12 protein-coding genes are annotated in these 13,650 nt (G+C 75.4%); 6 read left to right on the top strand and 6 right to left on the bottom strand.

Annotated features, from left to right (window positions below; genetic code table 11):
* Positions 1 to 995: 995 nt before the first annotated feature.
* Positions 996 to 2,804 (bottom strand): gamma-glutamyltransferase family protein, encoded by a 1,809-nt coding sequence (locus JOE68_RS14855; protein WP_204842934.1) that lies wholly within the window; start codon positions 2,802 to 2,804, stop codon positions 996 to 998.
* A 76-nt stretch (positions 2,805 to 2,880) separates the two neighbouring features.
* On the bottom strand, positions 2,881 to 4,176 hold the full coding sequence (locus tag JOE68_RS14860) for a UDP-glucose dehydrogenase family protein (protein WP_204842935.1): 1,296 nt from the start codon (positions 4,174 to 4,176) through the stop codon (positions 2,881 to 2,883).
* Positions 4,177 to 4,472: 296 nt separating this feature from the next.
* Here JOE68_RS14860 and JOE68_RS14865 point away from each other — a divergent pair, with 296 nt between their 5' ends.
* Complete coding sequence (locus JOE68_RS14865) at positions 4,473 to 5,222, top strand: SDR family NAD(P)-dependent oxidoreductase (protein WP_204842936.1); 750 nt, start codon at positions 4,473 to 4,475, stop codon at positions 5,220 to 5,222.
* Positions 5,223 to 5,253: 31 nt separating this feature from the next.
* On the opposite strand, the gene JOE68_RS14870 is transcribed toward JOE68_RS14865, so the two are convergent.
* On the bottom strand, positions 5,254 to 6,891 hold the full coding sequence (locus JOE68_RS14870) for a TM0106 family RecB-like putative nuclease (RefSeq protein WP_204842937.1): 1,638 nt from the start codon (positions 6,889 to 6,891) through the stop codon (positions 5,254 to 5,256).
* Positions 6,892 to 7,008: 117 nt separating this feature from the next.
* Between JOE68_RS14870 and JOE68_RS14875 the strand changes: the two genes are divergently transcribed.
* Positions 7,009 to 7,455, top strand: a complete 447-nt coding sequence (locus tag JOE68_RS14875) for a DUF6474 family protein (RefSeq protein ID WP_204842938.1) — start codon at positions 7,009 to 7,011, stop codon at positions 7,453 to 7,455.
* Between the two features lie 160 nt (positions 7,456 to 7,615).
* Here the strand turns inward: JOE68_RS14875 and JOE68_RS14880 are convergent, their stop codons facing one another.
* Positions 7,616 to 9,235, bottom strand: coding sequence for a BCCT family transporter (locus JOE68_RS14880; protein WP_204842939.1), 1,620 nt, complete (start codon positions 9,233 to 9,235; stop codon positions 7,616 to 7,618).
* A gap of 91 nt (positions 9,236 to 9,326) precedes the next feature.
* On the opposite strand from JOE68_RS14880, the gene JOE68_RS14885 reads away from it, so the two are divergent.
* The 4 genes from JOE68_RS14885 to JOE68_RS14900 are packed head-to-tail and all read left to right on the top strand — an operon-like array spanning position 9,327 to position 12,240.
* Positions 9,327 to 9,872, top strand: coding sequence for a hypothetical protein (locus tag JOE68_RS14885; protein ID WP_204842940.1), 546 nt, complete (start codon positions 9,327 to 9,329; stop codon positions 9,870 to 9,872).
* A gap of 48 nt (positions 9,873 to 9,920) precedes the next feature.
* Positions 9,921 to 10,679 carry a YcnI family copper-binding membrane protein gene (locus JOE68_RS14890; RefSeq protein WP_204842941.1) on the top strand — a complete coding sequence of 253 codons (759 nt, stop codon included), beginning with the start codon at positions 9,921 to 9,923 and terminating at the stop codon, positions 10,677 to 10,679.
* Entirely contained in the window at positions 10,676 to 11,221 is a 546-nt protein-coding gene (locus JOE68_RS14895) for a copper resistance CopC family protein (protein ID WP_204842942.1), read from the top strand. Before JOE68_RS14890 ends, JOE68_RS14895 begins: the two co-directional genes overlap by 4 nt.
* Entirely contained in the window at positions 11,218 to 12,240 is a 1,023-nt protein-coding gene (locus JOE68_RS14900) for a CopD family protein (protein ID WP_204842943.1), read from the top strand. The genes JOE68_RS14895 and JOE68_RS14900 overlap by 4 nt, the downstream gene beginning before the upstream one ends.
* Before the next feature lie 120 nt (positions 12,241 to 12,360).
* Here the strand turns inward: JOE68_RS14900 and JOE68_RS14905 are convergent, their stop codons facing one another.
* Both JOE68_RS14905 and JOE68_RS14910 read right to left on the bottom strand, forming a co-directional pair.
* Positions 12,361 to 12,660 carry a hypothetical protein gene (locus JOE68_RS14905; protein WP_307819691.1) on the bottom strand — a complete coding sequence of 100 codons (300 nt, stop codon included), beginning with the start codon at positions 12,658 to 12,660 and terminating at the stop codon, positions 12,361 to 12,363.
* A gap of 87 nt (positions 12,661 to 12,747) precedes the next feature.
* Complete coding sequence (locus tag JOE68_RS14910; RefSeq protein WP_204846109.1) at positions 12,748 to 13,638, bottom strand: aminoglycoside phosphotransferase family protein; 891 nt, start codon at positions 13,636 to 13,638, stop codon at positions 12,748 to 12,750.
* Positions 13,639 to 13,650 lie beyond the last annotated feature (12 nt).

Here is a 13,650-nt window from a genome sequence, read left to right on the forward strand (position 1 = left end):
CGTCCGCGTGATCACCCTCCGTGCCATTCTTCGGGCCCTTCCTCGCTTTCCGTGACGAGAATATGCACCCTTGTCGAGGCCCCGGATAATGTGCGACCAATACCCGCAATACCACCCGTGGCCGGGGCTATAACAATTGCCCATACAGTCGGGTTATGGGCGTCGCGGGCGCATCGAACCCGATTCGCGAGCGAGCGCCACCGGTTGTGCCCGGTTCTGCACGGCCCGTTTCGCCATCACCCGGCTCACGCGCGCGGCGGCGGGGCCGACGGGCGGACGGGGGGCGGTCCCCGCCCGCGGCCGGCCGCCGCGTGACGCCCGGCGCGAGCCGCGTCGCCCCGCCCGGGGTGGGCGGCGGCCCCACCGGATCGGCGCCCTCGACCAGGAGCCGCCGCGCGCCGGCGCGCGGCGGCTCGACCACGTGCGCGACCGCCCCGCAGGCGGGCGGTCCCAGGCCGCCGGATCACCGGGCCGCAGGACCCGACGGCACGACACGGCCGAGCCACCGGGCCGGGTGAAGAACTCCACCCGGAGGGATTGACCGGCTTGATCCGGAGGCCGAACCGCGAAAGTTTCCGCCCATGCACTTCACGGACGACCGGCCCGCGGGCCGCCCGCCCCGGCGACGGGGCCGCGCCGGGTCCGGCTAGCGCACCGGGCGCGGCGCCCGCGCGAGCGGGCAGCGCCCCCACGATCCGGAACGGTCCCGGCCCCCTCCCCCTCGGGCCGGGGCCGTTCCAACCCCCGTCCGCGAGGTCCGGTCGCGCTCCGCGGGCGGCGCGCCGCGACTCGGCACGACCGGTCCGAGCGTGCCCTTGAGCGCCGCGACTCGGCACGACCGGCTCGGTCCCGCCCCGCTCGCCCCGGCGACGCGCCACGGCCTCGCGCGACCGGTCCGGCCCCACCTCGCGCAACCAGCCCGGCTCCGCTCCACGCGACCGGCCTGGCTCCACCTCACGCGACCAACCCGGCTCCGTCCCGCGCGACCGCCGGGATCAGCGGCCGACGGCGTAGCCCTGGTTCCCGCGCGGGTTGGCCGCGCCGCGCAGCAGGCCGTCCCGCGCGTCGCGGGCCACCGCCGACATCCGCCCCAGCGCCCACGGCCCGGGGACGAGCACCGAGTGCCCGCGCTCCCGCAGGTCCGCGATCGCCGCCTCGCCCAGCCGCGACTCCACCACCAGCTCGCCGGGCGTCCACCCGCGCGGGTAGAACGAGCTGGGGAACGCGTTGCTGTGCCACATCGGCGAGTCGATCGCCTCCTGGAGGTTCAGCCCGCCGACGGTGTGCGCCAGCCAGAACCCGAGCTGCCACTGGTCCTGCTGGTCGCCGCCGGGCGTGCCGAACGCCACCGCCGGCTGCCCGTCGCGCAGCGCCAGCGACGGCGACAGCGTGATCCGGGGCCGCTTGCCCGGCGCGAGCGAGTTGGGCAGGTCCTCGTCCAGCCAGAACATCTGCGCCCGGCTGCCCAGGCAGAACCCGAGCGACGGGATGGTCGGCGACGACTGCAGCCAGCCGCCCGACGGCGTGGCCGACACGAGGTTGCCCCAGCGGTCCACGACGTCGACGTGCACCGTGTCGCCCTTGACCGCGCCGGTCCGCGAGACGGTCGGTTCGCCGAGGGCGCCGCCGCCGCTGAGGTCGCCGGTGCGCGGACCGCCCGCGAGCACGTGCCGGGCCAGCCGCGGCGCCCGGCCGCCGGGCGAGCCCGGCCGCAGCTCCGCCGACGCCGTCGCGCCCACCAGCCCGCGCCTGGCCTCGGCGTACTCGCGCGACAGCAGCGCGTCCAGCGGCACGTCGCCGTCGGACGTGCCGCTGTCGCCGTACCAGGCTTCGCGGTCGGCGAACGCCAGCTTGGCGCACTCCACGGCCAGGTGGACGGTCTCCGCGGTCGGCACGCCGTCCGCGTAGGACAGCCGGTCCGCGAAGCCCTCCAGCAGCCGCAGCTGCTGCAGCAGCACCGGGCCCTGCGACCAGGCGCCGACCTTGGCGAGGGTCCAGTCGCCGAAGTCGGCGGTGACCGCGTCCTCGTAGGTCGCCCGCCAGTCGGCCATGTCCTGCCCGGTCAGCACGCCCGCGTGGGTGCGGCCCGAGTCGTCCCGGAACCCGGTCCGGCAGAACTGGTCCACCTGCGCGGCCACGAACCCCTGCGACCACGCCCGGCGCGCGGCCTCGATCTGCGCCTCGCGGTCGGCCCCGGCGGCCTCGCCGGCGGCCAGCAGCCACTCCCAGGTGTCGGCGAGCTTGGGGTTGCGGAACCGGGAGCCCTGCCGGGGCGCCCGGCCGCCCGGCAGCCACAGCGCCGCCGACGACGCCCAGTGCTCGCGGAACAGGTCGGCGACCGTCTCGATGGTCGCGGTCACCCGGTCCAGCACCGGGAAGCCGTCGCGGGCGTACCCGATGGCGAAGCCGAGGACGTCCCGCAGCGACTTGGTGCCGTGGTCGCGCAGGAGGGTCAGCCAGGCGTCCCACGCGCCGGGGACGGTCGCCGCCAGCAGCCCGCTGCCGGGCACCAGGTCCAGGCCGAGGTCCCGGTAGTGCGCGGTGGTCGCCCCGGCCGGCGCGACGCCCTGCCCGCACAGCACGCGCGGCGCGGCCCCGCCGGCGGTCGCGAACACGACGGGCACCTCGCCGCCGGGCCCGTTGAGGTGCGGTTCCACCACTTGCAGCACGAAGCCCGCCGCGACGGCGGCGTCGAAGGCGTTGCCGCCGTCCTCCAGCACCGCCATGCCCGCGCCGGAGGCGAGCCAGTGCGTGGAAGCGACCATCCCGTGGGTGCCGACGAGTTCCGGACGGGTAGTGAACACGCGGACAACCTACGTGGACGTCCCACCTTTCGTTAACCCGGCTAAGTGAATCGTGTCCTGATGGGCGGCGGCCCGCTCAGGCCGTCGGGGCGGCTTCCCGGCGCCCCGTGCCGCGCAGCTCCAGACCGGCCCGGCGCAGGGCGTCGGGATCCAGGTGGTTGCGGGTGTCGAGCACCACCGCGCCCGCCATCGCCCGCGCGACCCGCGCCCAGTCCAGGGTCCGGAACTCGGGCCACTCGGTGAGCACCACGACCGCATCGGCATCCCGAACCGCGGACAGCGCGTCGTCCACCACGGCCACGCCCACCAGCGGCTGCCGGACCTCGGGGTCGTAGGCGACCAGCTCCGCGCCCTCCAGCGCCAGCAGCTCGGCCACGGCCAGCGCGGGCGAGTCGCGCAGGTCGTTCGTCCCCGCCTTGAACGCCAGCCCGAGGACGCCGACGCGCGCGCCGGCCAGCGTCCCGCCGACCGCGTCCCGGACCTTGCCCACGACCCGCAGCTGCTGCCGCCGGTTGGTCTCGATGGTGGACTTCACCAGCGCGAAGTCCACGCCGACCGACTCCGCGATGCGCACCATGGCGTGGGTGTCCTTGGGCAGGCAGGACCCGCCCCAGCCCGGCCCCGGCCGCAGGAACGACTGGCCGATGCGCCGGTCGTGGCCCATGCCGGCGGTGACCGCCGACACGTCCGCGCCGACCAGCTCGCACAGCTCGGCGACCGCGTTGACGTAGGACAGCTTCATCGCCAGGAAGCAGTTGGCCGCGTACTTGACCATCTCGGCGCTCGCCGCGTCCATCAGCACGGTCGGCGCGCCCAGCTTCGCGAACAGCGCCGCGACCCGCTCGGCGGCCTGCGGCGAGTCCGCCCCGACCACGATCCGGTCCGGGTGCAGGAAGTCGCGCACGGCGCTGCCCTCGCGCAGGAACTCCGGGTTCGACACGACGGCGACGTCCTCGCGCCCGAGCAGCACCGCCACCCGCGCGGACGTGCCCACCGGGACGGTCGACTTGCACACCACGACCGTCCCGTAGGGCAGCACCTCGCGCAGGTCGCGGGCCACGGACTCGACCGCCGAGAGGTCGGCCGCGCCGCCCGCGCCCATCGGCGTCGGCAGGCACAGGAACACGACCTCGGCGTCCGCCACCGCCGCCCGCGCGCCCTCCACGAACGCCAGCCGCCCGGCCGCCTGGCCCTCCGCGACCAGCTCGGTCAGGCCGGGTTCGAGGATGTCGACCTGCCCGGCGCGCAGCCGGGCGACCTTCAGCGCGTCCACGTCCGCGCACACGACCCGGTGACCGAGCGAGGCCAGGCACGCCCCCGTCGTCAGGCCCACGTACCCCGTTCCCACGACCGCGATCCGTCGGACGAACATGACGCCACGGTCGCAGCCGAAGTTGGCCGCGGGTGGAACGGGAGTTGTATGCGGAGAGTGAGGAAGGTAGTCCCCTGGGGGGAGGCGGGAACACCACTCGCGGCGGACGCGGGACCACCGCCCGCACCGGCATCGTGGGGGGCGTGGAACTCGTCCTGATCATGCTGCTGTTCGCGGGTCTGGCCCTGCTGGCGGCCGTGCCGTTGGTCGCACTGCTGCACTTCTCCGACCACCGGTAGCTGAACGACCGTTAACCTCCTGACCCGGCAGTGTCGCTGGGCGATGGAGGGTGTGGCATGCAGATCGAGGGAACCGCGGCGATCGTCACCGGTGGCGCGTCCGGGCTGGGCAACGCGACCGCGCGGGCGCTGGCCGCCCGCGGCGCGGCGGTGTTCGCCCTGGACATCCGCGTGGACGACGCGGAGCCCGTGGCCGGTGTGACGTACCTGGCCGCCGACGTGACCTCCGAGGAGGACGTGCGGGCCGCGGTCGACGCCGCCGCCGCCGACCGGCCGCTGCGGATCGCCGTCAACTGCGCCGGCATCGGCCCGTCCGCCCGGACCGTCGGCAAGTCCGGCCCGCACCCGCTGGACCTGTACCGCAAGGTGATCGACGTCAACCTGGTCGGCACGTTCAACGTGCTGCGGCTCGCGGCGGCGGCGATGGGCCGCACCGAGCCGCTGGAGCACGGCCAGCGCGGGGTCGTGGTCAACACGGCGTCCATCGCCGCCTACGACGGCCAGATCGGCCAGGTCGCCTACGCCGCGTCCAAGGCGGCGGTCGTCGGCATGACGCTGCCGGCGGCGCGCGACCTGTCCTCGGTGGGCGTGCGGGTGATGACCATCGCCCCGGGCATCGTGGACACCCCGATGCTGGCCACCGTGTCCGAGGAGTTCCGGGCCGGGCTGGCGGCCGGCGTGCCGTTCCCCAAGCGCCTCGCGCTGCCCGACGAGTACGCGCGGCTCGCCGTGGCCGTCGTCGAGCACGACTACCTCAACGGCGAGGTCATCCGCATGGACGGCGCGCTGCGCATGGCCCCGCGCTGACCCCCGGCGGCGGGGGCCGCGCCGGCCCCGGCTAGAGGTCGCCGGCGAACGGCAGGGCGGCCATGGCGTCCGAGGTCATCCACTCGCGCAGCGCGTGGGTGGCCCGGACGTCGTCCTCGTTGTACTCCAGCAGCCGCCGCCGCTGCCCGGCCTCGGGCGGCGCGCCGTCCGCCCCGACCGCGTCGCGGTACCAGCGCATCGAGTTCTCGCCGCCCGCCTCCGGGTCGCGCCAGGTGAACCCGGCCACCGGCGCGATCGTCTTCAGGCCCTTGCCGTGGGCGCACAGGAACTGCTCCTGCACGATCCCGAACAGGTCGACCCACGAGTCCGACGAGATGAACTCCCGCACCTGCGCCGCGGTCGGGATGCCCGGCCGGCCCTTGAACCGCTCCGCCGAGCCGAGCAGCCACCGGTTCTCCGCCAGCTCGTTGTAGCAGTAGGCGCGGAAGGTCAGGCCGCGCTCCCCCGCCCGCCGCCGCACGCCGGACAGCCAGCCCCAGAACTCGGCGAACGACCGCGCCTCGTCGTCGCACGGCAGCGGGTCCCAGGTCGCGAACGCCCGGTAGCCGGGCTCCTCGCCGACGTCGGCCCCGGACAGCAGGCAGCCCCACAGGTACGCGCCGAGGTCGCCGAAGCTCTCCATGTCGACGTCGACCTCGACGTCGGCGCGCGGCACGTCCAGGCGCGGCGCGCGCCGCACCACCGCCAGGTCGCGCAGCCAGGCCCGCGCCAGGACCACCGCGTCGGGGTACGGCATCCCCACCAGCGGGAGCACCGGCTCCCCGAACGGCTCCAGCGCCGCCAGGTCGTCCACGGTGGCCACGCCCGCCTTGCGCAGCGCCACCGCGTCCTCGCCGCGCACCACCAGGCTCACGTCCCGCGCCGAGCGCAGGTCCACCTCGCACACCGGCCACCACGGGCAGCTGCGGCACTCGACGATCCGGGACGGCCGGGCCAGCGGGTCCGCGCCGGTCGCCGCCGCCGACGCCACCGCGAGCCGGTCGGAGAACCGCGAGTCGTACTCGCCCAGGGCGGTGCGCCCGCCGGGCCAGGTGGGCGCGTCCAGGTCGTGCCACACCACCACGTCGCCGTCCATCCCGACGACGCCGCCGTAGGAGCGGCCGGCGGCGGCGAGCCCGGCCGCCTGCAGCTGCCGCTGGGCGTGCGCCAGGCGCAGCTGGTCGCGCGGCTGGGGCCGCACCTTGCGCAGCGGGTCCACCCGCGCGCCGCCGGGCAGCGGGTCCGCCAGCGGCGACGTGCGCGCGCCCGCGCCCGGGTCGGTGACCTTGTGCCGCACCACCAGCACCGGCACGTACCCGGTGTCGGCCCGGACCAGCAGGTCGATCCCGCCGCGCCGCCCGCCGCGCTCGTCGCGGGGCAGCGCCGCGCCCCAGATGAACCGCGCGCCGGCCCGCATCGCGGCGGCCGTGGCGCGCTCCCGGTCCGCGCCGGGCACGTCCTGCGGCACCTCCAGCAGCTCCGAGCCGACGGCCCGCCCGAGGGCCGCCGCGACCGCGCGGCGGTGGTCGGTGGCGTCGGCCTTGCGCAGCCGGCCGGTCGGGTCCGGGGTCGCCTTCGGGGCGTCCCGCATGGCTGGATCGTGTTCGAGGTGCACCCGCCGCCGGCAACGAGTGACCACGCCGGCGTCCAGCTGCACCTGGGAAGTCACGGCAGAAGGGTATGCCGCCGCACCGGCGCTTGTGCCGGCAACCTGATGCACTGGAGTGGATCACCCGTGCAGGACCCCGCGCCGACCTCTAGGGTGCGGGCAGGAGGTGGCGCGACGATGGCACGCGAACGGGGCAAGCGCTTCACGCCGGGCAGGGCGAGGAACCTGGTGGGCGTGGCCAAGGTCGTCGCACCCGCGCTGATCCCGGTGGTCGCGCCGCTGGCGGCGCGCGCGGCGGCGCTGGTCGGCGACCGCTACGACCACTACCGGGCGCGCCGGCTGGGCGTGCCGGTGGACGAGCTGACGCGGTACTCGGGCCGGGGCGCCCGCCTGCACGCCCGCATCGTCGGGTTCGCCCAGGCGCTGGAGGAGCTGCGCGCGCAGGACCGCGCCTACGTGGAGGCCACCGAGTCCCGGCTCGGCAAGCTGGCGGCGGCGGTGCGCGCGTCCGAGCGGATGCCCACCGCCCGCCGCAAAGCCGCCCACCGCGCCGTGAGCACCGACCTGGACACCCTGGAAGCCGACTTGCTCTCCCGCCTGGGCGTCCCCCGCCCACCCCGGTAACCCCCACCCCACCCCCAGTACCCCCCACGGCCACCCCACCCCCACGGCCCCACTCCCCACGACCCCCACCCTCGGGCCACTCCAGTAGGCCCACCCGCGAGGCCGCGTCGGTAGGTCGCGACTCATTTTTTCGCGATCACGCTCTTCGATCGCGAAAAAATCAGTCGCGACCTACCGACTCCCCGGCGGCCGAGCCGCCGTCTGCGGAGCAGCGGCCATAAGTATTGAGTTCGCGAGCCAGCGCCACGCACAGGCCGACCATGACCAGCGCGAACGGCAGGGCGGCGATGATCGTCAGGTTCTGCAGCCCGGTCAGCGCGTCCGACCCGCCCACCAGCAGCATCACCGCCGCCATCGCGCCGGTCAGCACGCCCCAGAACACGACCACGCCCTTCGCGGGCACGATGGACCCGCGCTGCGACAGCGTGCCCATCACCACCGACGCCGCGTCCGCCCCGGACACGAAGAAGATCGCCACCAGCAGGATCACCACCACGCCGGCGACCGCCGCGAGCGGGAACCGGTCGAGCAGCGCGAACAGCTGGCCCTCCGGCGTGGACCGGCCGGCCAGGTCGGCCCCGTCGCGCTGCGCCTGGATCGCCGCGCCGCCGAACACGCAGAACCAGACCAGGCTCACCGCGCTGGGCACGCCGATCACCCCGGCCACGAACTGCCGGATGGTGCGGCCCCGGCTGATCCGGGCGATGAACATGCCGACGAACGGCGTCCACGAGATCCACCACGCCCAGTAGAAGATGGTCCACCCGGACAGCCACGCCTCCGCCGCGTCGCCGCCGGAGGCCGCGGTGCGCCCCGCCATGTCGGCCAGGTCGCGGAAGTAGTCGCCGATCGCGGCGGGCACGAGGTTGAGCACGAACACCGTCGGGCCGACCACGAACACGAACGCCGCGAGCACCACGGCCAGCACCATGTTGGTGTTGGACAGCCACTGGATGCCCCTGGCCACCCCGGACACGGCCGACGCGACGAACACCGCGGTCAGCACGGCGATGATCCCCACCAGGACGGCTTCGCCGGCGCTCCAGCCCACGGCCGACAGGCCGCTGCCGATCTGGAGCGCGCCGAGCCCGAGCGACGCGGCCGAGCCGAACAGGGTCGCGAAGATCGCCAGCACGTCGATCGCCCGGCCCGCGGGCCCGGCGGCGTGCCTGCCGAGCAGCGGCGCGAACGCCGCGCTGATGAGCTGGCTGCGCCCGCGCCGGAAGCTGCCGTAGGCGATGGCGAGCCCGACGACGGCGTAGATCGCCCACGGGTGCACGGTCCAGTGGAACAGGGTGGTGGCCATGGCGGTCTGGAGCGCCTCGTCGGTGCCGCCCGGCGCGGTGCCCGGCGGCGGCTCGACGAAGTGGGACAGCGGCTCGTTGACGCCGTAGAACATCAGGCCGATGCCCATGCCCGCGCTGAACATCATCGCGACCCAGGACACCGTCCGGAACTCGGGCCGCTCGTCGTCGCGGCCGAGCCGGACGCGGCCGTGGCGGCCGAGCCCGAGCCACAGCGCGAAGACCACGAACCCGGACGCGAGCAGCACGAACAGCCAGCCCAGGTTGGTGATGACCCAGCCCAGGGCGGTGCGGGAGGCGGCGGCGAGGGAGTCGGTCCCGAGCACGCCCCAGACGACGAAGACCAGCGCGACCACCGCCGCGACGCCGAAGACGTACGGGTCGGTGCGCCTCGCGAGATCGGCGTCCACCCCGTCGGAGCCCGGCTGCGGCTCGCCTGGCAGGGGCTGTTCGATGCGCCGGTGAGGGGTCGTCACGCCTAACCCTTACCTCCGTCCGGAGTAGGGCAAACCCCACTTCACCGACGGTGTCTCACACCTTCGGGCAAGGGTCTCCTACGCTGCGTGCATGACCAGACGTCCGGCGCCGACCCGCCTCGCGCGGGCCGCGCTGCTGGCCGTGACGTCCGCGGCGCTCAGCGTGGCCGCGCACGGGGCCGCCGGTGGCGACCCGACGGAGTTCGCGCCCGCGCTGCCGCTGACCGCGCTGACCGCCCTGGTCGGCACCGCCCTGGCCGACCGGGGGCGCAGCCCGTGGGCGATCCTGGCCGTGCTCGGCGCGGCGCAGGTCGGCCAGCACGCGCTGCTCAGCCTGGGCGACCACGTGGCCGACGGGCCGGGGCTGGGCTTCAGCCCGGTCGCCATGACCGCCGCCCACGTGGTGGCGGCGCTGCTCACCGGGCTGCTGCTGGCCCGCGCCGACAGCGCCCTGACGGTCGTGTCCACCGCGGTGTCGACCGCCGTGTCCCGACTGGTGCCGGTCCTGTGCGCCTTCGTCCCCACCGCGCACGCGACCCCCCCGCCGACGGCGCCACCGGGCCCGGACGCGCCGACCGCCGTGCTCCTGCGGCGGGTGAACGGTCGAAGGGGCCCGCCCCCGGTCCTGATCACCTGAAGGCAAGGCGACCCACACCCCCTCTGGTAGTTCAGGAGCGACAATTCCATGTCGACAAATCGTTTTGGCGTGCGCACCCTCGCCAAGGGCGGCGCCGTGCTGGCCGCCGCCGCGGTCCTCGCGCTGGGCACGGCGGGCCCGGCGTCCGCGCACGTCACCGCGTCCACCCCGAAGGACGCCGTGCAGGGCGGCTACACCAAGGTCACCCTGCGGGTGCCCAACGAGCGGCCCGAGAACGGCACCGTGAAGCTGGAGCTGACCCTGCCCGCGGAGTACCCGCTCGCGTCGGTCAGCACCCGGCCGACGCCCGGCTGGAAGGTCGAGGCGATCAAGGGCAAGCTCGACACCCCCGTGCAGGTCCACGGCCGCGAGGTCACCGAGGCGGTCCGCTCGGTCGTGTGGACGGCGGATCCCGGCGTCCGCATCGAGCCCGGCCAGTTCAACGAGTTCGACCTGTCCATCGGCCCGCTGCCGGACAACACCGACAAGCTGGTCCTGCCGACCAAGCAGACCTACGACAGCGGCGAGGTCGTCGACTGGAACACCCCGCCGCCCGCCGAGGGCGCCGAGGAGCCGCAGCACCCCGCGCCGGTGCTCAACCTGGTCCCGAAGAAGGACGGCGACGACCACCACGGCGAGAGCTCCGGCGCCGCGGAGGGCTCCGACGACCACGCGGCCCCGGCCGCGACCGACGACACCGCCCGCTGGCTGGGCGGCGCCGGGCTGGCCGTCGGCGCGCTCGGCCTCGGCCTCGCCGTCGGCGCGGTCCTGCGGTCGCGCCGCGCGACCGGCAAGCCGTCGGCATGAGGCGCGCGCTCACGCTCCTGCTGGCCTGCCTCCTGGCGGGCGGCGCGGCACTGGTCGCGGCCGGTCCCGCCCTGGCCCACAACGTGCTGGTCAGCAGCGACCCGAAGGACGGGCAGACCCTGGAGACGGGGCCGGCGCAGATCACGCTGACCTTCGACCAGCCGGTGCAGGCCGGTGAGAAGTTCAACACCATCACCGTCAAGGGCCCGGAGGACACCCGCTGGGAGGCCGACGGCGAGCCCACCGTCAAGGACAACTCGGTGACCTTCGCCGTGCGCCCCCTGGGACCGGCGGCCGAGTACAGCGTCGGCTACCGCATCCTGTCGGCGGACGGCCACTCCGTGACCGGGAACCTGAAGTTCACCACCACGAAGGCCGGCACCGGCACCCCGGCGCCGCCCACCACCGCCGCGCAGGCGTCCACCGACGGGGACGGCGGCGGGGTGCCGATCTGGGTCTGGATCGCGGGCGCGGTGGTGCTGCTCGGCGGCGGCGTGTACTTCGCGCTGCGCGGCGGGACCAAGGAGGCCGGCGGGCGATGACCGCGCACCCGACCACCACCCCCACCTCCCGGCCCTGGGTCGCCGGCGTCCTGCTCGCGGGCGGGGCGGCCGGCGTGTTCCTGGGCCTGGGGCTGTCGACCACGCCGGAAGCGGTCGGCGTGACCGAACCGGGTGTGGTGGTCGGGTTCGCCCAACCCCTGGTGCGGACCCTGCTCGACCTGTCCGCGACGGCGGTGGTGGGCCTGAGCCTGCTGCCCAAGCTGCTGGGCTTCGACCGGCCGCACCTGACCGAGCCGGTGCTGCGCCTCGCGCGGCCCGCCGCGGTGGTCGCCGCGGCGGTCTGGGCCCTCACCGCGCTGCTGTCGATCGTCATCCGGGCGTACGAGACGCGCCCGGACGTGGCCGTCACCCCGGGCTCGGTGGTCGACTACGTGCAGCGGGTCGGCGCGGGCCAGGGGCTGCTGTTCAGCGCGGTGTGCGCCCTGGCCTACCTGGGGATCGGCGCCCTGGCCGTCCGCCGGGGCGAGTCCGTGCCCGCCGAGCTGCGCGTCCTGGTCTCCATGTTCGGCCTGCTCCCGCTGCCGGTGACGGGCCACGCCTCGAACTGGGAGTACCACGACTACTCCATGATCTCGATGGAGCTGCACGTGCTGGGCGCGGCGGCGTGGACGGGCGGCCTGGGCGCGCTGGTCGTGCTGGTGGCCCACCGGCGCGGGCTGCTGGCGGAGGCGCTGCCGAAGTTCTCCCGGCTGGCGACGATCAGCCTGGTCCTGGTGTCGGTCACCGGCCTGTTCAACGGCGTGCTGGAACTGGCCCTCAACCCCGTGGTCGGGCTGCCCGGCTCGCTGTTCACCACGTCCTACGGGCTGATCCTGCTGGGCAAGGTCGGCTGCGCCGGGCTGCTGGCGCTGCTGGGCGCCGCCATCCGCTGGCGGCTGCTGCCGCACATCGCGCGGCACCGGGCGACGGCGATCGTGGGGTGGGCGGCGTTCGAGCTGGCCGTCATGGGGGTGGCCTTCGGCCTGGCGGTCGTCCTGTCCCGGGCCCCCGTCGCCTGAGCCGGCGCGGTGCGCCGCGGGCCGCCGACGCGAGGTGGTTCACCCGTTGGAGGAACACCGGCCGACTTGAGGCCCTGTCGGTGAGCGGACCGTCCGGTGCGGTGAACTGCGCCGAACGGATCAGTCGTTGATCAGCCTCGCCGTCGGGTCCGCGCGGAGCGCGGCCAGCCTGGCCACCGCCGCTCGACCGCGGCGGTCCAGCTCCTGCGCGTCGATCCAGCCGCGCGCGAAGCAGCGGTAGTCCCGGGCGAGCCCGACCAGCTCGGCCAGGTGGTCGGCGGAGCGCCGGCGGCGCTCCTCGCCGAGGGCCGCCAGCAGGGGCAGCCCGGCGTCCACGATCCCGTCCAGCACCCGCGCGGCCTCCAGCGCGCGCTTCGCGCGCCGACGCCGGGCGCCCACCAGCCGACCGATCACGCGCACCTCACCGCACCCCCGTGCACCCCGTCACCCCGTGAGTCGCGCCCGGCGGTCCGGGCGTTACCCGTTCGTTCCCCCACCGCACCGGGATCAGCGGTATGGGGTCCACGGCGTCGTGGTGTCGCCGGCGCGCAGGGCGGCCAGCCGTCGGCGCAGCTCACCGCGCACGTCGGGGTGGCTGCGCAGGATCGGCAGCACGCTGGTCGTCAGCTTCAGCTCCCGCACGTCCCGCAGCACCGCGAAGCCCGGCCACCGCGTGACGTCGAACCCGTACACCCGCGCCAGCTGCCGGTACCAGCGCACCGGGTGGCCGAAGCGCGCCACGCCCACCGGCAGGGTGCTCAGGTCCCACTCGCGGGGCCCGATGCTGGTCGAGTCGAAGTCGCAGAGCACCGGCCCGTCGGGGCTGGGGATCAGGTTGCCCAGGTGCGCGTCGCCGTGCAGCACGCCCTCCGGCAGGTCGGTCGGCAGGTCGGTCAGCCGCCGCTCCGCGGCGGCCACCCGCTCCTCCAGGAACTCGCGGTCCGAAGTGGACAGCTCCTCGGCGTCGGCGATGCGCCGGCGCACGTCGTCCAGCGGCGACCAGCGCGGCAGCTCGAACGGGGGCGGGGGCAGGGAGTGCAGGCGGCGCAGCAGCAGGCCCAGGTCGCGGCCGTCGACCGGCGGGCCGCCGGAGTCCACGGTGTGCCAGACCGTCGCCAGGTGCCCGCCCACGGCGAGCGGCTGCGGGAACCGCTCGACCAACCGCACCGCGGGCACCTCGTGGTCGGCCAGCCAGCGGGCGACCCGGACCACCTTCTCGGCCCGGTGCCCCAGGGCCATCGACCCGACGATCCGCACGACGACCCGGTCGGCCGGGAGGTCGAACACGGCGTTCGAGGTGAACTTCACCAGCCGGGCGCCGCGGTGCGTCAGGCCCAGCGGGGCGCACAGCCGCTCCAGCACGGCGGTCAGCGCGGCGGGGGTGAACCGGCCGTCCAGCGCGACTCCCGT

Origin of the sequence: Saccharothrix algeriensis, assembly GCF_016907655.1 — a bacterium.
Classification (GTDB): domain Bacteria; phylum Actinomycetota; class Actinomycetes; order Mycobacteriales; family Pseudonocardiaceae; genus Actinosynnema; species Actinosynnema algeriense.

Excerpts from the sequence above, each read along its gene's own strand:
- JOE68_RS14860 (WP_204842935.1), bottom strand. The coding sequence starts at position 4,176 with ATGTTCGTCCGACGGATCGCGGTCGTGGGAACGGGGTACGTGGGCCTG.
- JOE68_RS14865 (WP_204842936.1), top strand. The coding sequence starts at position 4,473 with ATGCAGATCGAGGGAACCGCGGCGATCGTCACCGGTGGCGCGTCCGGG.
- JOE68_RS14875 (WP_204842938.1), top strand. The coding sequence starts at position 7,009 with ATGGCACGCGAACGGGGCAAGCGCTTCACGCCGGGCAGGGCGAGGAAC.
- JOE68_RS14885 (WP_204842940.1), top strand. The coding sequence starts at position 9,327 with ATGACCAGACGTCCGGCGCCGACCCGCCTCGCGCGGGCCGCGCTGCTG.
- JOE68_RS14890 (WP_204842941.1), top strand. The coding sequence starts at position 9,921 with ATGTCGACAAATCGTTTTGGCGTGCGCACCCTCGCCAAGGGCGGCGCC.
- JOE68_RS14895 (WP_204842942.1), top strand. The coding sequence starts at position 10,676 with ATGAGGCGCGCGCTCACGCTCCTGCTGGCCTGCCTCCTGGCGGGCGGC.
- JOE68_RS14900 (WP_204842943.1), top strand. The coding sequence starts at position 11,218 with ATGACCGCGCACCCGACCACCACCCCCACCTCCCGGCCCTGGGTCGCC.